Below are 20218 nucleotides of genomic sequence, written 5' to 3'. Positions count from 1 at the left end.
ATCCGGGGGACTTCCCTAACCCGGCCTGACCTGCTCGCGATCGACGCCGCGGCTGGCCGGCAGGACCGGCGGCGGCACCTCCCCGAGCAGGTCGGCGACGGCCGCGCGCAGGCGCTCGCCGAACTCGCGCCGGCGCGTCTCGAAGAAGCCGCGCGCGGCGGTGCCCAGCGCGTCGCACTGCATCGGCGACAACGCCAGTGCCTGCGCCATCGCCTGTTCGAGGCCCGCGGCCTCGATCCGGTAGCGCACGCCGTAATTGTCCGGGCCCTCGCCGACCGGGTCGATCAGCACGCCGCGCTCGGCGCTCACCAGCTCGTTCATCGGCGCACCGTTGGTGGTGATCACCACCGCGCCGACGCTCAGCGCCTCCATGATGTAGTGGCCGAAACCCTCCACCTCGGAGGGGCACAGATGGAAGCGGTGCGCGTTCTGCAGCCGCCGCAGTTCCTGCTGGTCCAGGTAGCCGGTCAGGTAGTCGATGTTCTCGGCCTCGATCGGGTGGGACTTCTTCGCGCTCTGCACCACGGTCAGCCGTGGCCACTCGGGGTGCCGCGCCCAGGTCTGCAGCAGCAGCGCCGTGCCCTTGGCCGAACTGCGCCCGGCCACGTGCAGGCAGGCGCGTTCGCGCGGCACCTCAGGACGGTAGCAATCGTCGCTGCAAAAGCCGATGAAGGCGGTCGGCGCCATCGTGGAAAACCGCTGCTCGGCCTGGCGGGTCTTGCACAGCACCTGGGCGAAGCGCGGCAGGCAGCGCAGCCACTTGTGCCGGAACCACTCCGGGTTGGGAATCAAGGCATTGCGCAGGCCGCTACCCAGGCAGCGCGGATACACCCGCTCCAGGAAGATCTGCAGGTCGGCGCGCCCGAACAACAGGCTGCGCAGGAACAAGCGCAGTTCGCGCAGGCGATTGATCATGCGCACGGTGCCGAAGCCCAGCACCTCGATCCGGTACTTGCCGGTGTCGCGCAGCAGGTCGGCGACCACCTGCAGGTCGCGGCTGAGGCCGCCGCCGTTGTCGCGGCTGATGACCCGGATCAGACGCGGCACGCGTGCCCCCCGGCCCGCGCGGCACACTGGCCGCCACCGGCACCCGCGCCACGCCGCCGCATTGCGCGGGGGCGGCTCATTCGAAGCGGTCCTTGTCCTGCTCGCGCAGGCGGTCGCGGTCGTCCTCGGTGACCACGCAGTGGCCGTGCACGGCGTTGGCCGGGACCAGCCACCAGTCGCGCCGATTGGACACGCCGGCCAGGGTGCTGGCGCTGCGATCGACGCAGCCCAGCATTGCCGCCTCCTGCACCAGCAGCCAGCGCCGCTGCGGCGCCTGCGCCTGCCAGGCGATGCCGCGGCGCAATTGCTCGTCCCAGGGCACCACGAAACCGAAGGTCGCTGCCGGGCGGTCGGCCATCAGCAGGTTCTGCTCCTTCCAGGCGACCAGGCCGAGCTCGGCGTCCGGGCCGATGCGGCGCCCGACCGCCTCCATCACCCCGCGCGCCGAGCTGGACAGGTTGATCAACGGATACACCAGCAACCCGGCCATCACCCAGATCATGGTCAGGGTCGACACCGTCGCCAGTTCCGGACGGCGCCGCGCGAACGCGGCCAGGCTGGCCACGCCCCACAGCCCGATCGCCAGCAGGATCCAGGCCAGCACCTGCACCGTGACCAGATCGATGCCGCGGTCCTCCATCATCTTCGCGCGGAAGCCATGGCCGAGCAGGATCGCCGCGCCGACGCCGAGCAGCGCCAGCGTCAGCAGCGCGGTGAACGCCAGCAGCAGGCGCTTGACCCCGGTCTTGCGCAACAGCCCCGGGATCAGCGGGCCCATCGCCAGGCACAGCATCGGCAGCGCCGGCAGGATGTAGACGTCGCGCTTGCCGGTCGGGATCGAGAAGAACAGCACCACCAGCGCCCACCAGGCCAGCGGCAGCAGGTAGCGCGCATCGCGGCGGCGCAGGCGCCGCGCCCAGGCCGGGATCGCCCACGGCAGCGCCAGCAGCACCGGCAGCCACATGCTCGGCATCACCCCGAAGAAGTACAGCGGCCCGTGCGCGTGGTCCCAGGACTTGGCATAGCGCCCGGCGGTCTGCCGGAACAGGATGTCGTTGAGGTAGGCGCGGTACTCGGGCGCGTTGCTCGACAGCGCCGTGGTCACCATCGGCACCAGCCAGATCGACACCGCCGCCAGGAACGCCAGCGGCCCCAGCCAGAAGCGCGCATCGCGCAGGCCGACCCGGACCCCGCGCCAGTGCGCCAGCGACGCCGCCGCGGCCGGCAGCAGCATCAGCAGCGCCAGCACGCCCACGCCCTTGGTGATGGTGCCCAGGCCGGCGGCGAACCAGCCCAGCGCCCACAGCCGCCAGTCCGGCCCGCGCAACAGGTGGCGCAGCAGCGCGTAGTTGCCCAGGGTGATGAAGAACACCACCAGCGGGTCGATCTGCGCCTTCTTCGCCTGGTAGGTGAAGTGGAAGGCGAACAGCAGCGCGTAGGCCGCGTACATGCCGACGCGGCGCGTCCACAGGCGCCGGCCCAGGTCGTAGACGCAGGCCAGCGTGCCCAGCCCGGCCAGCAGCGACGGCAGCAGGAACGCCACCCGCCAGTTGCCGAACAGGGTGTAGAAGCTGGCCTGCAGCCACATCAGCATCGGCGGCTTGTCCGAGTACAGCTCGGTGCCGCGGTGCGGGAACAGCCAGTTGCCGCTGTCCACCATCTGCTTGGCGACCAGCGCGAAGCGCGGTTCGTCGGCCGGGTGCGGATCGCGCAGGCCCAGGCCGGTGCCGAGCACCAGCACCGCCAGGACGGCCAACAACCAGAACTCTCGGGACGCGCGGGTCTTCAGCATGGGAGGCGATGATACCGGGGCCGGTTCACGCCGTCTTGCGCAACCGCGCGTAGTAGAAACCGTCGCAGTCCTGCTCGCCGGGGAAGCGCTGGCGGCCGCCGCCGGAGGCATGCCCGCAGGCCGCGCCCGGGTCCTCCAGCGCCGCGCCTTGCTGCCGCGCCAGCATTGCCTGCACCTGCCGCGCGTTCTCGTCCTGCAGCAGCGAGCAGGTGGCGTAGACCAGCACCCCACCCGGCCGCAGCACCTGCCAGGCGGCATCGAGCAGGCGCGCCTGCAGCGCCTGCAGCGCCACCACGTCCTCGCGCCGGCGGTGCAGCAGCACATCCGGCTGGCGGCGCACGATGCCGGTGGCCGAACACGGCGCGTCGAGCAGCACCGCGTCGAACGACACGCCGTCCCACCAGTCCTGCGGCTGCGCCGCGTCGGCGACCTGCAGCTGCGCCTGCGCGCCGGCGCCGGTGCGCGCGAAGGTCTCGCCGACCCGCGCCAGGCGCCGCGCATCCACATCCAGCGCGGTCAGGCGCAGGCTCGGGTCGCGTTCGAGCAGGTGCGCGGACTTGCCGCCGGGCGCCGCGCACGCGTCGAGCACGCGCGCACCCGGCGCCGGCGCCAGCACGTCGGCGACCTGCTGCGCCGCGCCGTCCTGCACCGAGACGCGGCCGTCGGCGAAGCCCGGCAGCGCGCCCACCGCCAGCGGCGTCTCCAGCCGGATCGCATCGGCCAGCAACGGCGATGCCTGCGCGGCGATGCCGGCCGCGGCCAGTTCCTGCAGGTAGGCGTCGCGGGTGCCGCGCTGGCGGTTGACCCGCAGCCACAGCGGCGCCGGCTGCTGGCTGGCGGCGAAGATCGCCTCGGCCTGCTGCGGCCAGTCGGCCTGCAGCGCATCGCGCAGCCACAGCGGCCAGCCCGCATCGGCGGCGACCACCGGCAGCCCGTCGCGCAGCGCGCGCCGCAGCAGCGCATTGACCAGCCCGGCCTGGCGCGGCCGGTCCAGCGCGCGCGTCGCCTCCACCGTCGCCGACAGCGCCGCATGCGGTGCAAGGCCCAGCGCATCGAGCTGGGCGAAGCCGGCCAGCAGCAGGCCGCGCAGTTCGGCGTCGCGCTGCGGCAACTGCTTCTGCAACCACATCCGCAACGCCGCCTCGTAGGCCGGGCGGCGGCGCAGCACGGCGAAGCAGATCGCCTCGACCAGCGCGCGGTCGCGCGAATCGGGCAGCGTCGGCAACGCGGCCGCCAGTTCGGCCTTGAGCGAGCGGCCGCGGTCGATCACCGCCGTCAGCACGCGGGCGGCGACCACCCGCGGGGCGACGCCCGGCGGCCACACGGCAGCGGGGGTCGCGGTCATCGGCGCACGCTCCAGAACGGGGCGTTCCCGCGCGCGCATGCTGCGCCGTGGTGGCGCGCGCGCAAGGCGCGGACACGCGGAGCAGTGAACGCCCGCTCAAGCCTCAGCGAGGACGCAGCCACAGGCGCGCCTGCCAGGCCCAGCACGGCGTCCGCGATACGCAATGGCACGCGCGTCAGGCCAGCACCGGCAGGTCGCGCCGTGCGTTGAGGTAGTCGGCGGCGGTGATCGCCTTGCCGCCGTCGCGCTGCAGCACGCGCAGGCGCAGCGCGCCCTGGCCGCAGGCGATATCGATGCCCTGCTTGGAGGCGGCCAGTACCGTGCCCGGCGGCTGCCCGTGGGCCAGGTCCAACGCGATCGCGCCGCGCACCCGCACCCGCTCGCCGGCCAGCATCGCCTCGGCGACCGGCCACGGATCGAACGCGCGCACCTGCCGCGCCAGCTGCGCCGCCGGCTGCTGCCAGTCCAGCCGCGCCTGCGCCTTGTCCAGCTTTTGCGCATAGGTGACGCCGGCCTGCGGCTGCGGCTGTGCCGCCGGGCGCAGGCCGGCACGCAGCAGACCGAGGCCGTCGGCCAGCACCTGCGCGCCGAGCGCGGCCAGGCGGTCGTGCAACTGCCCACCGGTCTCCTCGGCGCCGATCGGCGTGCGCTGCGACAGCAGCACCGGGCCGGTGTCCAGCCCGGCCTCCATCTGCATCAGGCACACCCCGGTCTCGGTGTCGCCGGCCTCGATCGCGCGCTGGATCGGCGCGGCGCCGCGCCAGCGCGGCAGCAGCGAGGCATGCACGTTCCAGCAACCATGGGTCGGGATCGCCAGCACCGCCTTGGGCAGGATCAGCCCGTAGGCCACCACCACGATCAGGTCCGGCTGCAGCGCGCGCAGCGCCTGCAGCGTCTCCGGCGAACGCAGCGTCTGCGGCTGCAGCACCGGGATACCGCGCGCCACCGCCTCCAGCTTGACCGGCGACGGGGTCAGCCCGCGCCCGCGCCCGGCCGGCCGGTCCGGCTGGGTGTAGACCGCGACCACTTCATGGCGCTGCGCAGCCGCGCGCAACGACGGCACGGCGAAGTCCGGCGTACCGGCGAAGACGATTTTCATGGAGGCTGGGAACCGGGAATGGGGAAGAGGGAATGGGCAAAGCGCGAACCCGGGAAGGTCACGGGCACCGCACTTACGATTCCCGTTTCTCCATTCCCGGTTCCCCGCTTCAAGCCACGTGCTTGCGCGCCTTGGCCAGCTTCTTGCGCACCATTTCGCGCTTGAGCGGGGACAGGTAGTCGACGAACAGCTTGCCGTCGAGGTGGTCCATCTCGTGCTGCACGCACACCGCCAGCAGGCCGTCGGTGCTCAGTTCCTGCGGCTGGCCCTGGCGGTCCAGGTAGCGCACGGTGATGGCGTCGGCGCGGGCCACGTCGGCGTAGATGCCGGGGACCGACAGGCAGCCTTCCTGGTACACCTGTTCGCCGTCGCGCTGCACGATCTGCGGGTTGATGAACACCTGCGGGGCGTTCTTCTCCTCGCTGACGTCGATGACCATGAAGCGCTTGTGCACGTCCACCTGGCTGGCCGCCAAGCCGATGCCGGGCGCGTCGTACATGGTCTCGAACATGTCGTCGAGCAGGCGTTGGAACGCCGCGGAGGTGACCTCGGCGGACTCGACCGGCACCGCCTTGGTACGCAGGCGCGGATCGGGGAATTCGAGAATGGGGAGCAGGGCCATAGCGATACCCAGGATGGGGGCGCCGGACGATTCGGCAAGGCCTGCGAATTCTACCCGTTTCTGCGCCCGGCGCTTGCGCCCGCACCTGGGTTCTGCACTATAGTGCGCCAACCTGTTGGGGAATCAGGCTCCGCGCTCATGTTCAATCGACTCCGCACGGTCGTCGCCGTGGCGATGCTCACCGTGGCGACCTATGCCGCTTCCGCCAGCATGGCCGCAGAACACCCCGACACCTACGTGGTGCGCAAGGGCGACACGCTGTGGGACATCGCCGGGCGTTTCCTCGGCAAGCCCTGGCTGTGGCCGGAGATCTGGCAGGCCAATCCGCAGGTGCACAACCCGCACCTGATCTACCCCGGCGACGTGCTCAGCCTGGCCTACCTGGACCGGGTGGCGCATGCCGCGGTCAAGCCGGGCCCGCGCCAGGACGCGCCGATCGACGCGATCCCGCTGGCGCAGGTGGAGCCGTTCCTGAAGAACCTGCGCGTGGTCGACCGCATCGACCACCTGCCCTACGTCGTCGGCATCGAAGACAACCGGCTGCGCGCCACCGACGGGCAACTGGTCTACGCGGTCGGCCTCGGCCAGGCCCAGGCCGGGCAGCGCTACGCCGTGGTCCGCCCGACCGTGCGCTACCTGCTGCCCAAGCTCAGCGACGACCTCAACGCCGAAGGCCGCAGCATTCCCGGCAGCGGCAACCTGTGGCAGACCTTCGTGCCGCCGGACAAGCGCCGCGAGACCCTCGGCTACGAACTGGCCCAGGTCAACATCGGCACCGTCACCCGGGTCTCCGCCGACGGCCGCCAGGCCACCACTCTGCTGCTGCAGGACAACGCCCGCGAAGTGCGCGCCGGCGACCGCCTGATCCCGGTCGAGGCGCAGCCCTACGACCTGCAGTTCGTGCCGCATCCGCCGTCCGAGCAGGCGCTGGCGGCCGGCCTGCGGGTGCTGGCGGTGGCCGACGCGTTCAGCGTGGCCGGCCCGCGCGACGTGATCGCCATCTCCGGCGGCCGCCGCGACGGCATCGACAACGGCACCGTGTTCTCCCTGTGGCGCCACGGCACCCGGGTCAACAACCGCGTGCTTCTCCCCGATACCTCGCGTGCCGACGACGGCTTCACCGGCGGCGGCGGCACCGTGGCGCTGCCGGACGAATACGCCGCGCATGCGATGGTGTTCCGCACCTTCGACAAGGTCAGCTACGCGCTGGTGATGGACGGCATCAAGCCGACCCGCATCGGCTACGACGTCAAGCACCCGGACGCACGCTGACCCGCCGCCGGGGCATCCCCCTACAGCGATTGCAGACGGCGCCCGAGGGCGCCGTCTGCGTCTGCGGCCTAGCCTGGGCGCATGTCCCAGCCTGATACCGCCCGCATCGACGCACCCGCCGACCCGGCCCTGCTGGTCCTGTCGCTGGCCGCCGGCGCCAGCGCCCCGCGCCGGCAACTGCTGGAGCAGCATGGCAGCCCGGCCGCGGCACTGGCCGCCGGCCCCTCCGGCTGGCATGCCGCCGGCCTGGACGCGGCGCAGATCGCCGCGCTGCAGCGGCCCGACCGCGCCGCGCTGGAAGCCGCCGAGCACTGGCTGGCGCAACCAGGCCGGCACCTGCTCGGCTGCCACGATGCCGACTACCCCACCCTGCTGCGACGTGCGCCCAACCCGCCGCTGGCACTGTACGTGGACGGCGACCCCGCGGCGCTGTGGCACCCGGCCGTGGCGGTGGTCGGCAGTCGCGCGCCCAGCGCCGGCGGCCGCGACAACGCCTACGGCTTCGCCCTGGCCCTGGCCGCGGCCGGCTTCGCGGTCACCAGCGGCATGGCCAGCGGCGTGGATGCCGCCGCGCACCGGGCGGCACTGTCGCGCGCCGACGGGCGGACCGTGGCGGTGGTCGGCACCGGCCCCGACCTGGCCTACCCGCGCCAGCATGCCGCCCTGCGCACGCAGATCGCCGAACGCGGCGCGGTGGTCAGCGAGCATCCGCCCGGCACCCCGGCGCGGCCGGGCCACTTCCCGGCGCGCAACCGGATCATCGCCGGGCTGAGCCTGGCGACCCTGGTGATCGAGGCGGCCACCCGCTCCGGCGCACTGATCACCGCGCGGCTGGCCGCCGAGGCCGGGCGCGAGGTGTTCGCCCTGCCCGGCTCGATCCACAACCCGCTGGCGCGCGGCTGCCATCGGCTGATCCGCGACGGCGCCGGACTGGTGGAAAGCGCCGAGGAGGTGCTGGCCGGCGTCGCACCGCTGGCCGCAGAACTCGCCGACGCCTTGCGCGGGCGCCTGAATGCCCCCACACAGGAAGCCAGCACCGCGCGCGGCGCCACGCCGGCCTTTCCCGACCCCGACTACCAGCGCTTGTGGCAGGCGCTGGGCCACGACCCCATCTGTATGGATTCAGTGATCGCACGCAGCGGATTGACGGCCGCAGCGGCGTCCTCCATGCTGCTGGCCATGGAACTGGATGGCTACGTGGCGGTCGAACGCGGTCGTTACACCCGCAAACCCTAGTTTCTTCACCTCCACAGCGTCTCGCGACGCAGGCCGAGGGGCAATGAAAGAGAGCATTCTGGATGTCCTGCTGTACCTGTTCGAACACTATTTCAGCGAAGACGCGGATCCGGTCCGCGATCGCGACTCCCTCCAGAATGGCCTGATCCAGGCCGGTTTCAGCCCCACCGAGATCAGCAAGGCGTTCGACTGGCTCGACGCCCTGGCCGACCAGCGCCCGGCCGTGGCGCAGCCGCGCATCGACGGGCCGATCCGCATCTACCACGGCCCGGAACTGGACAAGCTCGACGTGGAATGCCGCGGTTTCCTGCTGTTCCTGGAACAGCACGGCATCCTCGACAGCGACCAGCGCGAACTGGTGCTGGACCGGGCCATGGCCCTGGACCAGGACGAGCTGGACCTGGACGACCTGAAATGGGTGGTGCTGATGGTGCTGTTCAACCAGCCCGGCGCCGAGGCGGCATACGCGTGGATGGAAACGCAGATGTTTGTCGACGAGCCGGAACCGGTCCACTGAGCCACTGACGGTCGCGCACGGATGCACGAAGACACCTCTCCATTGGCGGCCTGGTACTACGTCGACGCCGCGCGCGAACGGCACGGCCCGTTGCCGGCGTCGGCCCTGCTGGAACGCCTGCACGACGGCCGCCTGCACCACGAGACCCTGGTCTGGCGCGAAGGCCTGCCGGAGTGGCGGCCGCTGCACGCGGTCGCCGCCGAACTGGGCCTGCCGGACGCGCCCACCCCGCCCCCCTTGCCGCCGCCGCTCCAGGCCGCCGCTCCCGCACGCGCCGCTGCCGCCGTCGCGCCGCGCAACGGCCTGTCCGGCTGCGCGATCACGGCCATCATCGCCGTGGTCGGCGGCGTGCTGCTGGTGGCGTTCCTGGGCATCGTCGCCGCGATCGCCCTGCCCGCCTACCAGGACTACCTGGCACGCGCCAAGGTCGCGCAGGCGCTCGGCACCCTGGCGCCGCTGAAGGACCAGATCGGCGCGTTCGCCGCGCAGGAGCACCGTTGCCCGGTGAACGGCGACACCGGCTTCGGCACCCCGCAGAGCTATGCCGGCGATGCCATCGCGCAGGTGCGGGTCGGCCGTTTCGACAACGGCCACTGCGGGCTGGAAGCCACGCTGCACCTGCCCGACCAAAAGCGCCTGGATGGCAAAGCGCTGTGGCTGGACTACGATGAACGCACGTCCGCCTGGAACTGCAGTTCCGACCTGGACGACCGCGTCCTGCCGGTCCACTGCCGCGGCGGCTGACCGGCACACCGTTTTCGACTGCAACTCCGGGGAACACAATGACTGAGTGGTACTACGCCGATGCGGCGCAGCAGCGCCATGGGCCCATCCCGGCTGCCGAGGTGCAGCACTGCTTCCAGCGTGGCGAGATCGGCCTGTCCACCCTGGTCTGGCGCGAGGGCCTGAGCGAATGGCGCACCCTGGCCGAATTCGTCGACGAACTCGGCCTGACCCAGGCACCGGCGCCGGCGCCTGCACTGGCGCCGTTGGAGGCCGCCGGCGAGGTTCCGCCGCCCGCCCCGGCCGTCCCCGACGCCTGGGCCGCTCCCGCACCCGCGCCGGCCGTGGCGGCCTCGCCCTACGCGGCGCCCGCGGCCGTGCTCGACGGCGGCGCGCGCGTGGTCGGCGGCGGCGAGGTGGTGCAGGCCGGCTTCTGGAAGCGCGTGGCCGCCTACCTGATCGACGCGGTCCTGGTCGGCATCGTCGCCAATGTGATCCAGTTCGTGGTGATGCTGGGCTTCTTCGGGATCAACGGCTTCGGCAAGCAGCCCGACTTCGCCACCGCGGCCGGCATCGTCATGCTGGTCCTGCTGTACCTGCTGCCCATGGCGATCTCGGCGCTGTACTACGGCCTGTTCCACGCCTCCACCAAGCAGGCCACGCTGGGCAAGATGGCGGTCGGCATCAAGGTGGTGCGCACCGACGGCAGCCGCATCAGCGTGGCCCGCGGCGTGGGCCGCTACTTCGGCTTCATGCTGAGCAGCCTGACCCTGGGCATCGGCCTGCTGATGGCCGCCTTCACCGAACGCAAGCAGGCCCTGCACGACATGCTCTGCGACACGCTGGTGGTGGACAAGTGGGCCTACACCGACCACCCGGAATGGCAACAGCGCAAGCTCGGCACGGTCACCGTGGTGATCCTGACGATTTTCGGCCTGCTGATGGCGGCTGCGGTGCTGCTGGTGGCCCTGGCGATCGGCATCGCCGCCAAGGGCGGCTGGCACTGAGTCCGGCGGGCGCCGCAAGCCGCGCGACCACGTGCGCGGCGGCCGGGCCGGCCGCCGCCGGCTTGACAGCGGACGCCGGACATGCCCACTAATAAATAAGCGCCGTAGCTGAACGCCCGGGGGTTCCGTCCCGGGCGTCGGCTTCTCTGCGAGACCGCAACGCTTCACTAACCGGAGCAATTGCGCCACCCTACCGCCCCCAGGGCGTCCGCCCACGCCCATCGAAGCCCGACCCGCCATGTCCAAGCACCTGCTCATCGTCGAATCGCCCGCCAAGGCCAAGACGATCAACAAATACCTCGGCAAGGATTTCCACGTCCTGGCCTCGTATGGGCACGTGCGCGACCTGATCCCGAAGGAAGGCGCGGTGGATCCGGACGACGGCTTCGCGATGCGCTACGCGCTGATCGACAAGAACGAGAAGCACGTCGAAGCCATCGCCAAGGCGGCCAAGGCGGCCGAAGACATCTACCTGGCGACCGACCCGGACCGCGAGGGCGAGGCGATCAGCTGGCACATCGCCGAGATCCTGCAGGAGCGCGGGCTGCTCAAGGGCAAGCCGCTGCACCGGGTGGTGTTCACCGAGATCACCCCGCGCGCGATCAAGGAAGCGATGGCGCAGCCGCGGCAGATCGCCGGCGACCTGGTCGATGCGCAGCAGGCGCGCCGCGCGCTGGACTACCTGGTCGGCTTCAACCTGTCGCCGGTGCTGTGGCGCAAGGTGCAGCGCGGCCTGTCCGCCGGCCGCGTGCAGTCGCCGGCGCTGCGCATGATCGTCGAGCGCGAGGAGGAGATCGAAGCCTTCGTCGCCCGCGAATACTGGTCCATCGCCGCCGACTGCGCGCATCCCTCGCAGCACTTCAACGCCAAGCTGATCAAGCTCGACGGGCAGAAGTTCGAGCAGTTCACCATCACCGACGGCGACACCGCCGAGTCGGCGCGCCTGCGCATCCAGCAGGCCGCGCAGGGTGCGCTGCACGTCACCGACGTGGCCAGCAAGGAGCGCAAGCGCCGCCCGGCGCCGCCGTTCACCACCTCCACGCTGCAGCAGGAAGCCTCGCGAAAGCTCGGCTTCACCACCCGCAAGACCATGCAGGTGGCGCAGAAGCTGTACGAAGGCGTGGCGATCGGCGACGAAGGCACGGTCGGCCTGATCTCGTACATGCGTACCGACTCGGTCAACCTGTCGCAGGAGGCGCTGGCCGAGATCCGCGACGTGATTGCCCGCGACTACGGCATCGCCTCGCTGCCGGACCAGCCCAACACCTACCAGACCAAGTCCAAGAACGCCCAGGAGGCGCACGAAGCGGTGCGTCCGACCTCGGCGCTGCGCACCCCGTCGCAGGTCGCCCGCTTCCTGACCGACGACGAGCGCAAGCTGTACGAGCTGATCTGGAAGCGCGCGGTGGCCTGCCAGATGATCCCGGCCACGCTCAACACCGTCAGCGTCGATCTGTCGGCCGGCAGCGAGCACGTGTTCCGCGCCAGCGGCACCACCGTGGTCGTCGCCGGTTTCCTGGCCGTGTACGAGGAAGGCAAGGACAACAAGAGCGCCGAGGACGAGGACGAAGGCCGCAAGCTACCGGCGATGAAGCCCGGCGATCGCGTGCCGCTGGAACGCATCCTGGCCGAGCAGCACTTCACCCAGCCGCCGCCGCGCTTCACCGAAGCGGCGCTGGTGAAGGCGCTGGAAGAGTACGGCATCGGCCGTCCCTCGACCTATGCCTCGATCATCCAGACCCTGCTGTTCCGCAAGTACGTGGAGATGGAAGGCCGCAGCTTCCGTCCGTCCGACGTCGGCCGCGCGGTGTCCAAGTTCCTGTCCAGCCATTTCACCCGGTACGTGGACTACGACTTCACCGCCAAGCTCGAGGACGAGCTGGACGCGGTCTCGCGCGGCGAGGAGGACTGGATCCCGCTGATGTCGCGTTTCTGGGAACCGTTCAAGGAACTGGTCGAGGACAAGAAGGAATCGGTCGACCGCGCCGAAGCCAGCGGCGCGCGCGAGCTCGGCACCGACCCCAAGACCGGCAAGCCGGTGAGCGTGCGCCTGGGCCGCTTCGGGCCGTACGCGGCGATCGGCAGCACCGCCGAGGATGCCGAGGACAAGCCCAAGTTCGCCTCGCTGCGTCCCGGCCAGAGCATGCACACCATCACCCTGGAGGAGGCGCTGGAGCTGTTCCTGATGCCGCGCAGCCTCGGCCAGGACAAGGGCGAGGACGTCAGCGTCGGCATCGGCCGCTTCGGTCCGTTCGCCAAGCGCGGCAGCGTCTATGCCTCGCTGAAGAAGGAAGACGATCCCTACACCATCGACCTGGCCCGCGCGGTGTTCCTGATCGAGGAGAAGGAAGAGATCGCGCGCAACCGCATCATCAAGCAATTCCCCGGCAGCGACATCCAGGTGCTCAACGGTCGCTTCGGCCCGTACATCAGCGACGGCAAGCTCAACGGCAAGATCCCCAAGGATCGCGAGCCGGCCACGCTGAGCCTGGACGAAGTGCAGAAGCTGCTGGAGGAAACCGGCAAGCCGGTGCGCAAGGGCTTCGGCGCCAAGAAGGCCGCCGCCAAGAAGGAAGCCGCGCCGAAGAAGAGCGCAGCGAAGAAGGCCGCCGCCGACGCCCCGGCCAAGCCGGCAGCGAAGAAGGCGGTCAAGAAAGCCGCGAAGAAAACCGCCAAAAAAGCGGTGAAGAAGGCGGCCAAGAAGACGGTGGCCAAGGGCGGCTGAGCCGCCCTTGTCGGGCTGCCGTTCGCGGCGGCCTTCAACTTTGGGGGCGCGGCCGAGCACGGCGCATGGCGCGCGCCGCCATCAGCACCCGCTCGCCTCATCGCTCCACCGCCTGCCCTCGACCTTGCTGGCGCACATCGCTTAGGCAGCGCGCCCCCGCACGCCCCGCTGCTGCGGGCACCGCGCTTGCCCATGTCGTGGGTTCGGCCACGAGGCCCGGCCCAGCGCGCCTTGCGCCGATCCGCCCTGCTCCGCAATGACCCTCATTGTCCTTAGACAAGGACGTGCCGCATGATGCGCGCATGACCGACCTGTCGCTGAGCCATGCCGTCGCCGTCCTGCGCCAGGGCGGCGTGATCGCCTACCCCACGGAAGCCGTGTGGGGGCTGGGCTGCGATCCGCACGACGAGAATGCCGTGACTCGCCTGCTGCGGATCAAGCAGCGGCCGGTGGACAAGGGCCTGATCGTGGTCGCCGCCGAACTGGATCCGCTGCGCCCGCTGCTCGACCTGTCGGCGTTGCCGCCGGGACGGCTGGCCGCGGTGCTGGCCAGTTGGCCGGGACCGCACACCTGGATCCTGCCCGCCGCCGCGCATGCGCCGCCCTGGATCACCGGCGCGCACCAGGGCATCGCCGTGCGGATCAGCGCGCATCCGCTGGTGGCCGCCCTGTGCCGGGCCTGGGGTGGCGCCCTGGTGTCGACCAGCGCCAACCGCGGCGGCGAGCCGCCGGCGCGGCAGCGCAGCGAACTGGATCCGCTGCTGCTGGACGCCCTCGACGGCCTGATCGACGGCGAGACCGGCGGCCTGGCCCAACCCACCCCGATCCGCGACGCCGCCAGCGACCAGATCCTGCGCGCCTGAGGCGCCGGCCTCGCGCACGGCACGCCGCGCTTCCGCTGCGTTGACGCTTGGCGACAAGCGCGCGATGGTGCGACGTGGGCGCTTCGCGCTCCGGATCCTCACCCCAACCCCTCTCCCGGGGGGAGAGGGGCTTTGTTCCTCCCCTCAGAAAGAGGTGCCCCGCAGGGGCGGATGAGGGTCGGGCGAAGCCTCGCAGCGATGGATCAACGCGCCGGCCTGCCGCGACACCGTCGCGCCCTCAATCCCGACGCGCACGCCCTTTCCCTGGCCGCCCGAGGCGCGCAAGATGCGCGCATGCGCCGCCTTCTCCGCCCGTTGCTGCTGCTGAGCCTGTCGCCCTTGAGCGGTGACGGCTGGGCGCAACAGACGCAGACCATTAGCAGCGACGGCAGCAACGCGTCGGTGCGCATCTACCGCTGCATCGCCGCCTCCGGCGCGGTCAGCCTGCAGAACGCCCCCTGCGAGAACGCGCGCCAGCAGCAGGTGCTGGACATGCAGCGACCGCGCGATCCGCCACCGCGGCCGACCACCACCCTGAGCACCGATCCGGCGCGCGGGGCGGCCTCGCCGGCGCCGCTGCCGCAGCGTGAACTGCGCATCGTCACCGTGCAGCCAGCGCAGCCGATGTACGAGTGCGTGACACCGGAAGGCACGCGCTACACCAGCGACGACAATGCCGGCAACCCGCGCTGGGTGCCGCTGTGGGCCTACGGCTACGCCGAAGGTCCCTACGCGCGGCCGTCAGAGCGCGGCCCCGATGGCCGCCCGCACCGCCCGCCGGGACCGCCTCCGCCGGGTGCGCCGCGCCCACCCGGGCCACCGCCGCCGGTGATGACCGCCGGCGCCGGCGTGATCGTGCCCGCCGGCAGCACCCTGATCCGCGACACCTGCACGGCGCTGCCCGAGCAGGAGGTCTGCGCGCGCCTGAGCGACCGCCGCTGGGAGCTGATCCGTCGCTACAACAGCGCGCTGCAGAGCGAGCGCCGCGCGCTGGAGACCGAACAGCGCGGCATCGACGCGCGCCTGGCGCGCGACTGCGGCAGCGGCTGATGCGCCGTGCGCTCTGCCTGATCGCGTTGCTGGCGTGCGCCAGCGCCGCGCCCGCCGAACCGGTGGTGTTCTATCGCTGCACCGACGCGCAGGACAACCTGACCATCCAGAACAAGCCCTGCCCCAAGGGCATGCGCCAGCAGAAGAAGGTCATGCAGGGCGTCGGCAGCGCCGCGCTGCCGGCCGTGCCCGCGGCCCCGCCCGCCCCATCGCCGCCACCGGCGAGCGCGACGAACGCCGCCACGCCTGCGGACGCGCCCACCCCGCCCGCCCCCGCGGCCGCTGCACCGCCCCCGGCGCCAGCGCTGCCGCCACCGCCGCTGTACACCTGCACCACCCGCGAGCAGGCGTCCTATATCGGCGAAGTCGCCGAACCGCCGCCGCGCTGCGTGCCGCTGAGCACGACGGACCTGGACGGTGGCCCCAACCAGGCCGGCGGCAGCGCCTGCGAAGTGCTGCGCGACCAGTGCCAGCCGCTGCCCGCCGAGCAGTTGTGCGAGGCCTGGAAAAGCTATGTGGCCGAAGCCGAAACGCATTGGCGCTTCGCCGTGCCCGAGCATGCCGAAGCGCTGCACACCGAGTTCGAACGCCGCGAGCACCTGCTTGAGGCCAGCAACTGCGGTGCGCAGGAGCGGCCTGTGCCGTGACCCGTCCCGCTCGCGCATGGTTGTGCGCCTGGTTTACGAGGAGCGGCTTCAGCCACGACGGAGCCTTACCGGGAACGCCCGGTCGCGGTTGAAGCCGCTCCTACGGATGGCGATGCGCGCGGTTGCCGCGCTTGCAACACGCCTGCCCATGGCGCAAAACCCGCCGTCGACCGCGATGCGCAGGTGATGTAGCAGGCCGCCGACAGCCACAGGCACCCGACCGCCGCCGCCACGTCATGGCGCTCGTCGCCGCAGCCGGTCCACCAGGGTGAGCGGGGCCCCTTGTGGGAGGGACTTCAGTCCCGACGACGTAGCGCCCGGGACGTACCTAAGCTGCGCCTTTCGGCTGGTGCCCTGCACGCACGGCCACCATGCAGGGGCTGACCGCTAGAACCCGTAACGCAAGCAGCCACCATCCACCGCGATGCTTCGCCGGCAAGGTAGCTAGCCGCCGACAGGCACAGAAACCGATCCACCGAGGTGAGCGCCCGCGCCTTTGTGGGGGGACTTCAGTCCCGACGACGTAGCGCCCGAAACGCACCTACGCCGTGCCTTTCAGCTGGTGCCCTGCACGCGCAGCCGCCATGCAGGAGCTGAACCGCTAAAACCCGTAACGCAAAAAGCCACCGTCCACCGCGATGCTTCGCCAGCAAGGTAGCTGGCCGCCGACAGGCACAGAAACCGATCCACCGAGGTGAGCGCCCGCGCCCCTGTGGGAGGGACTTCAGTCCCGACGATGTAGTGCCCGAAACGCACCTACGCCGTGCCTTTCAGCTGGTGCCCTGCGCACGCAGCCGCCATGCAGGAGCTGAACCGCTAAAACCCGTAACGCAAGAAGCCACCGTCCACCGCGATGCTTCGCCAGCAAGGTAGCTGGCCGCCGGCAGGCAAAGGAGCCGATCCACCGCGGTGAGCACCCGCGCTTTGTGGGAGGGACTTCAGTCCCGACGACGTAGCGCCCGGGACGTACCTAAGCTGCGCCTTTCGGCTGGTGCCCTGCACGCACGGCCGCCGTGCAGGGGCTGACCGCTAGAACCCATAACGCAAAAAGCCACCGTCCACCGCGGTGAGCGCCCGCGCCTTTGTGGGAGGGACTTCAGTCCCGACGACGTAGCGCCCGAGACGCACTACACCGCTCCTTTCGGCTGGTGCCCTGCGCGCGCACAGCCGCTATGCAGGGGCTGACCGCTAGAACCCATAACGCAAAAAGCCACCATCCACCGCGATGCACTCGCCGGTGACGTAGCTGGCCGCCGGCAGGCACAGGAAGCCGACCGCCGCCGCCACTTCCTCCGGCTCGCCGATGCGGCGCATCGGCGTGCGCTCGATCACCTGCTCGTAGTAGTCCGGGTCCGACAGCGGCCCGGAGGTGCGGCGGGTGCGGATGTACCACGGCGCCACCGCGTTGACCCGGATGCCGTCCTCGGCCCATTCGGCGGCGAGGTTGCGGGTCAGCTGGTGCAGCGCCGCCTTGGTCATGCCGTAGGGCGCGCCACTGCGCACGTGGGTCAGCCCGGACACGCTGCCGACGTTGACGATCGCCGAGGCCGCATGCTGCGCCAGCAGCGGGTACGCGTAGCGCGACAGCTCGAACGCGGAGAACAGGTTGGTCTCGAAGATGCCGCGCCATTCGTCCTCGGTGTAGTCCACCGCGGCCTTGCTGACGTTGCCGCCGGCGTTGTTGATCAGCAGGTGCAGGCCGTCGGCATGGTCCTCGACCCAGTCCAGGATCTCGCGGCGGTCCTCGTCGTCGGCGACGTCCGCGGCCAGCGCCAGGATGCGGCGCTCGGGGAAGGCGTCGCGCAGTTCGTCGCGCGCGGCCTCCAGCGCATCGAGGTCGCGTGCCACCAGCAGCAGGTCGGCGCCGAACCCGAGCAACTCGCGCGCGATCGCCAGGCCGATGCCGGCGCTGGCGCCGGTGATCAACGCGGTCTGTCCGTCCAGCCGCCAACGGTGCTGCATGCGCGTGCCTGTCTGCTCACGGGGGAGGCGTAGGATGATACCTCCACCCTCGAGGAGGTCGCCGCCATGTCCGCACTACTGCGCAGGATGACGCTGGCATTGCCGCTGCTCGCCCTGCTGGCCGCATGCAAGCCGGAACCGCCGCAACCGCCCGATGCGCCGCCGGCGCCGAAGGCCGGCGCGATGCGTGCCGCCATCGCCCAGCCGCTGGACCGGGCCAGGCAGGCCCAGGCCACACTCGACCACGCCGCGGCCACGCAGAACGCCGCGCTCGACGCCGCCACCGCACAATGAAAAACGCCGGCCGCAAGGGCCGGCGTTGCAGTGAAGATGCGACGCGCCCGCGAGGGCGCGCCGCCGACGGCTCAGCGCCGGCTCACAGCCCGCAGAAGCAGTAGGCCAGCGCCTTCACCGGCGCGCCCGGACGGGTGTCGGCCGCGTCCTTGACGAAGCGCAGCTGCGTGTCCAACTCCGGCAGGCTGCGCGCCAGCAGGGCGTGGCCCAGCGCCGAGTCGCTCAGCATCCACACGCCCAGGCGGCTGCCGGCGAACCCGCTGACGAACTGCGCGAACGGCGTGGCCGGCTTTTCGATGTAGCGCACCCGGTACTTGTCCTGGCCACCCAGCTTGGCGCGTGCGGCGGCATCGGCCACCGCGTCCTTGAAGCCGCCGAACGCGTCCACCAGCCCGCGCTCCTTGGCCTGCGCACCGCTCCACACGCGGCCGCGCGCGACCTGGTCGATGGCCTCGACCGACTTGCCGCGCGCCTGCGCGACCTTGCCGGTGAAGTCGGCGTAGCCCTTGTCGATCACCGACTGGATCAGCTGGCCCACCGCCGGATCCATCGGCCGGGTGATGTCGAACGCGCCGGCGAAACGGGTGGTGCCGACGCCGTCGGTGTGCACGCCGATCTTGTCCAGGGTACGGGTGATGTTGGGGATCATGCCGAAGATGCCGATCGAGCCGGTGATCGTCGACGGGTCGGCGTAGATGCGATCGGCGTTCATGCTGATCCAGTAGCCGCCGGACGCGGCCAGGTCGCCCATCGACACCACCACCGGCTTGCCGGCGGCCTTCAGCGCCACCACCTCGCGGCGGATCTGCTCGGAGGCGAACACTTCGCCGCCGGGCGAATCCACGCGCAGCACCACTGCCTTCACCGCCTCGTCGTCGCGCGCCTGGCGCAGCAGCGCCGCGGTCGACTCGCCGCCGATGCGGCCGGCCGGCTGTTCGCCGCCGCTGATCTCGCCCGCGGCCACCACCACCGCCACCTGCGGCCGCGAGTCCACCGGCGAGCGGCGCAGGTCCAACTGCTGCAGGTAGCCGTCCAGGTCGATGTTGCGATAGCCGGTGTCGGCATCGTCGTCGGCCACGCCGCGCTTGGCCAGCAGTTGCTCGACGTCCTCGCGGGTCTTCAGGCCGTCCACCAGCTTCTGCTGCAGGGCGAACTTGGCCAGGTCGCCGCCGGCGGCGGCCACGCCCTCGGGCATGGTGTCGATGCCGGCGCTGATCTGCTCCGGCGCCAGCTTGCGCGCCTTGGCGATGTCGGCCACGTAGCGCTGCCACACGTCGTTCATCCAGAACAGGTCGGCTTCCTTGGACGCCGGCGAGGCCGCGTCGAGCACGTAGGGCTCGGCGGCGGACTTGTACTCGCCGACCTTGAACAGGTGCACGTCCACGCCGAGCTTGTCCTGCAGGCCCTCGCGGAAGTACTGGCGGTAGCGGCCGAGGCCTTCCAGGGTCATCGAGCCCATCGGATCCAGGTAGACCTCGTTGGCCTGCGCGGCCAGCAGGTACTGCCACTGGTTCAGATTGTCGCTGTAGGCGACGATCTGCTTGCCGGAGCCGCGCAGGTCCTGCAGCGCCTTCTCCACCTCGCGCATCGAGGCGAAGCCGCTGGGCTGCAGCTTGTCCAGGCGCAGCGCCACGCGCTCGATCTTCGGATCGGTCTTGGCCGCCTCGATCGCGCGTACCAGGTCGCGCAACTGGATCTCCTGCGCGCCCTTGTCGTTCATCGCCTTGGCCAGCGCGCGGCTGACCGGGTCGGCGCTGAACTGCTCGACCAGCTTGCCTTCCGGCGCGATCAGCAGCGTGGTGCGGTCGCGCAGGGCCTTGGCGCCGTCGCCGCGCGCCATGGCGAACACCATCACCAGCAGGACCAGCAACAGGAAGCCGAAGAACACCAGGTTGAGGATCAACCGGCGGGTGAAGTTCATCACATCCCACAGGCCGACGAAGAAGTTGGCGATGGGGCTGCGACGCACGGGTTGGTTCATGGAAAGCTCCGAAAGGAAGGCGTCTTGCGCCCGCGC

The 20218-nt window shown here is 71.1% G+C and carries 18 protein-coding genes; 10 read left to right on the top strand and 8 right to left on the bottom strand.

Going from position 1 to position 20218, the window contains the following annotated elements; genetic code table 11:
- Positions 1-15: 15 nt before the first annotated feature.
- The 5 genes from AC1PME_RS03260 to def all read right to left on the bottom strand — a co-directional run bounded on the left by AC1PME_RS03260 (position 16) and on the right by def (position 5905).
- The gene (locus tag AC1PME_RS03260; protein ID WP_481098060.1) at positions 16-1038 is read right to left on the bottom strand and encodes a glycosyltransferase; all 1023 of its coding nucleotides are present in this window, start codon (positions 1036-1038) and stop codon (positions 16-18) included.
- A gap of 85 nt (positions 1039-1123) precedes the next feature.
- Positions 1124-2839 carry an ArnT family glycosyltransferase gene (locus AC1PME_RS03255; RefSeq protein ID WP_481097282.1) on the bottom strand — a complete coding sequence of 572 codons (1716 nt, stop codon included), beginning with the start codon at positions 2837-2839 and terminating at the stop codon, positions 1124-1126.
- A gap of 25 nt (positions 2840-2864) precedes the next feature.
- The gene (gene rsmB / locus AC1PME_RS03250) at positions 2865-4184 is read right to left on the bottom strand and encodes a 16S rRNA (cytosine(967)-C(5))-methyltransferase RsmB (RefSeq protein WP_481097281.1); all 1320 of its coding nucleotides are present in this window, start codon (positions 4182-4184) and stop codon (positions 2865-2867) included.
- A gap of 175 nt (positions 4185-4359) precedes the next feature.
- Entirely contained in the window at positions 4360-5283 is a 924-nt protein-coding gene (gene fmt / locus AC1PME_RS03245; RefSeq protein ID WP_481097280.1) for a methionyl-tRNA formyltransferase, read from the bottom strand.
- Between the two features lie 109 nt (positions 5284-5392).
- Positions 5393-5905, bottom strand: a complete 513-nt coding sequence (def, locus tag AC1PME_RS03240; RefSeq protein WP_254460258.1) for a peptide deformylase — start codon at positions 5903-5905, stop codon at positions 5393-5395.
- Positions 5906-6043: 138 nt separating this feature from the next.
- Here def and AC1PME_RS03235 point away from each other — a divergent pair, with 138 nt between their 5' ends.
- From AC1PME_RS03235 to AC1PME_RS03210, 6 genes are all read left to right on the top strand, one after another.
- On the top strand, positions 6044-7177 hold the full coding sequence (locus AC1PME_RS03235) for a LysM peptidoglycan-binding domain-containing protein (protein WP_481097279.1): 1134 nt from the start codon (positions 6044-6046) through the stop codon (positions 7175-7177).
- Positions 7178-7258: 81 nt separating this feature from the next.
- The gene (dprA, locus tag AC1PME_RS03230) at positions 7259-8413 is read left to right on the top strand and encodes a DNA-processing protein DprA (RefSeq protein ID WP_481097278.1); all 1155 of its coding nucleotides are present in this window, start codon (positions 7259-7261) and stop codon (positions 8411-8413) included.
- Between the two features lie 43 nt (positions 8414-8456).
- Positions 8457-8930: a DUF494 family protein gene (locus AC1PME_RS03225; RefSeq protein ID WP_010340686.1), complete on the top strand. Its 474-nt coding sequence runs from the start codon at positions 8457-8459 to the stop codon at positions 8928-8930.
- A 21-nt stretch (positions 8931-8951) separates the two neighbouring features.
- The gene (locus AC1PME_RS03220) at positions 8952-9674 is read left to right on the top strand and encodes a pilin (RefSeq protein ID WP_481097277.1); all 723 of its coding nucleotides are present in this window, start codon (positions 8952-8954) and stop codon (positions 9672-9674) included.
- A 38-nt stretch (positions 9675-9712) separates the two neighbouring features.
- Positions 9713-10660, top strand: coding sequence for an RDD family protein (locus AC1PME_RS03215; RefSeq protein ID WP_307548397.1), 948 nt, complete (start codon positions 9713-9715; stop codon positions 10658-10660).
- A 238-nt stretch (positions 10661-10898) separates the two neighbouring features.
- On the top strand, positions 10899-13385 hold the full coding sequence (locus tag AC1PME_RS03210) for a DNA topoisomerase I (protein ID WP_254460253.1): 2487 nt from the start codon (positions 10899-10901) through the stop codon (positions 13383-13385).
- A 97-nt stretch (positions 13386-13482) separates the two neighbouring features.
- Here the strand turns inward: AC1PME_RS03210 and AC1PME_RS03205 are convergent, their stop codons facing one another.
- Entirely contained in the window at positions 13483-13689 is a 207-nt protein-coding gene (locus AC1PME_RS03205) for an HvfA family oxazolone/thioamide-modified RiPP metallophore (RefSeq protein WP_481097276.1), read from the bottom strand.
- On the opposite strand from AC1PME_RS03205, the gene tsaC reads away from it, so the two are divergent.
- The 3 genes from tsaC (at position 13688) to AC1PME_RS03190 (ending at position 15945) form a co-directional block, all read left to right on the top strand.
- Positions 13688-14248 carry an L-threonylcarbamoyladenylate synthase type 1 TsaC gene (gene tsaC / locus AC1PME_RS03200; RefSeq protein ID WP_254460252.1) on the top strand — a complete coding sequence of 187 codons (561 nt, stop codon included), beginning with the start codon at positions 13688-13690 and terminating at the stop codon, positions 14246-14248. The genes AC1PME_RS03205 and tsaC overlap by 2 nt on opposite strands.
- Before the next feature lie 294 nt (positions 14249-14542).
- Positions 14543-15298, top strand: a complete 756-nt coding sequence (locus AC1PME_RS03195) for a DUF4124 domain-containing protein (protein ID WP_481097275.1) — start codon at positions 14543-14545, stop codon at positions 15296-15298.
- Positions 15298-15945 (top strand): DUF4124 domain-containing protein, encoded by a 648-nt coding sequence (locus tag AC1PME_RS03190; protein WP_481097274.1) that lies wholly within the window; start codon positions 15298-15300, stop codon positions 15943-15945. The genes AC1PME_RS03195 and AC1PME_RS03190 overlap by 1 nt, the downstream gene beginning before the upstream one ends.
- A gap of 1188 nt (positions 15946-17133) precedes the next feature.
- Here AC1PME_RS03190 and AC1PME_RS03185 read toward each other — a convergent pair.
- The gene (locus AC1PME_RS03185; protein ID WP_481097273.1) at positions 17134-17907 is read right to left on the bottom strand and encodes an SDR family oxidoreductase; all 774 of its coding nucleotides are present in this window, start codon (positions 17905-17907) and stop codon (positions 17134-17136) included.
- 66 nt (positions 17908-17973) lie between these two features.
- Here AC1PME_RS03185 and AC1PME_RS03180 point away from each other — a divergent pair, with 66 nt between their 5' ends.
- Positions 17974-18201 carry a hypothetical protein gene (locus tag AC1PME_RS03180; RefSeq protein ID WP_481097272.1) on the top strand — a complete coding sequence of 76 codons (228 nt, stop codon included), beginning with the start codon at positions 17974-17976 and terminating at the stop codon, positions 18199-18201.
- An 82-nt stretch (positions 18202-18283) separates the two neighbouring features.
- Here AC1PME_RS03180 and sppA read toward each other — a convergent pair whose 3' ends face one another.
- Complete coding sequence (gene sppA / locus AC1PME_RS03175) at positions 18284-20182, bottom strand: signal peptide peptidase SppA (RefSeq protein ID WP_307548387.1); 1899 nt, start codon at positions 20180-20182, stop codon at positions 18284-18286.
- Positions 20183-20218 lie beyond the last annotated feature (36 nt).

Source organism: Xanthomonas sp. NCPPB 901 (assembly GCF_056725085.1).
Note: the sequence above shows the minus strand (reverse complement) of the source record. Positions and strands in the feature narration are given on the sequence as shown.

What these genes read in the sequence shown, in the direction of transcription:
- AC1PME_RS03210 (WP_254460253.1), top strand. Translation starts at nt 10,899, where the DNA reads ATGTCCAAGCACCTGCTCATCGTCGAATCGCCCGCCAAGGCCAAGACG.
- rsmB (WP_481097281.1), bottom strand. Translation starts at nt 4,184, where the DNA reads ATGACCGCGACCCCCGCTGCCGTGTGGCCGCCGGGCGTCGCCCCGCGG.
- AC1PME_RS03195 (WP_481097275.1), top strand. Translation starts at nt 14,543, where the DNA reads ATGCGCCGCCTTCTCCGCCCGTTGCTGCTGCTGAGCCTGTCGCCCTTG.
- def (WP_254460258.1), bottom strand. Translation starts at nt 5,905, where the DNA reads ATGGCCCTGCTCCCCATTCTCGAATTCCCCGATCCGCGCCTGCGTACC.
- AC1PME_RS03255 (WP_481097282.1), bottom strand. Translation starts at nt 2,839, where the DNA reads ATGCTGAAGACCCGCGCGTCCCGAGAGTTCTGGTTGTTGGCCGTCCTG.
- AC1PME_RS03235 (WP_481097279.1), top strand. Translation starts at nt 6,044, where the DNA reads ATGTTCAATCGACTCCGCACGGTCGTCGCCGTGGCGATGCTCACCGTG.
- dprA (WP_481097278.1), top strand. Translation starts at nt 7,259, where the DNA reads ATGTCCCAGCCTGATACCGCCCGCATCGACGCACCCGCCGACCCGGCC.
- AC1PME_RS03220 (WP_481097277.1), top strand. Translation starts at nt 8,952, where the DNA reads ATGCACGAAGACACCTCTCCATTGGCGGCCTGGTACTACGTCGACGCC.
- AC1PME_RS03180 (WP_481097272.1), top strand. Translation starts at nt 17,974, where the DNA reads ATGTCCGCACTACTGCGCAGGATGACGCTGGCATTGCCGCTGCTCGCC.
- AC1PME_RS03225 (WP_010340686.1), top strand. Translation starts at nt 8,457, where the DNA reads ATGAAAGAGAGCATTCTGGATGTCCTGCTGTACCTGTTCGAACACTAT.
- AC1PME_RS03185 (WP_481097273.1), bottom strand. Translation starts at nt 17,907, where the DNA reads ATGCAGCACCGTTGGCGGCTGGACGGACAGACCGCGTTGATCACCGGC.
- AC1PME_RS03215 (WP_307548397.1), top strand. Translation starts at nt 9,713, where the DNA reads ATGACTGAGTGGTACTACGCCGATGCGGCGCAGCAGCGCCATGGGCCC.
- sppA (WP_307548387.1), bottom strand. Translation starts at nt 20,182, where the DNA reads ATGAACCAACCCGTGCGTCGCAGCCCCATCGCCAACTTCTTCGTCGGC.
- tsaC (WP_254460252.1), top strand. Translation starts at nt 13,688, where the DNA reads ATGACCGACCTGTCGCTGAGCCATGCCGTCGCCGTCCTGCGCCAGGGC.
- fmt (WP_481097280.1), bottom strand. Translation starts at nt 5,283, where the DNA reads ATGAAAATCGTCTTCGCCGGTACGCCGGACTTCGCCGTGCCGTCGTTG.
- AC1PME_RS03205 (WP_481097276.1), bottom strand. Translation starts at nt 13,689, where the DNA reads ATGCGCGCATCATGCGGCACGTCCTTGTCTAAGGACAATGAGGGTCAT.
- AC1PME_RS03190 (WP_481097274.1), top strand. Translation starts at nt 15,298, where the DNA reads ATGCGCCGTGCGCTCTGCCTGATCGCGTTGCTGGCGTGCGCCAGCGCC.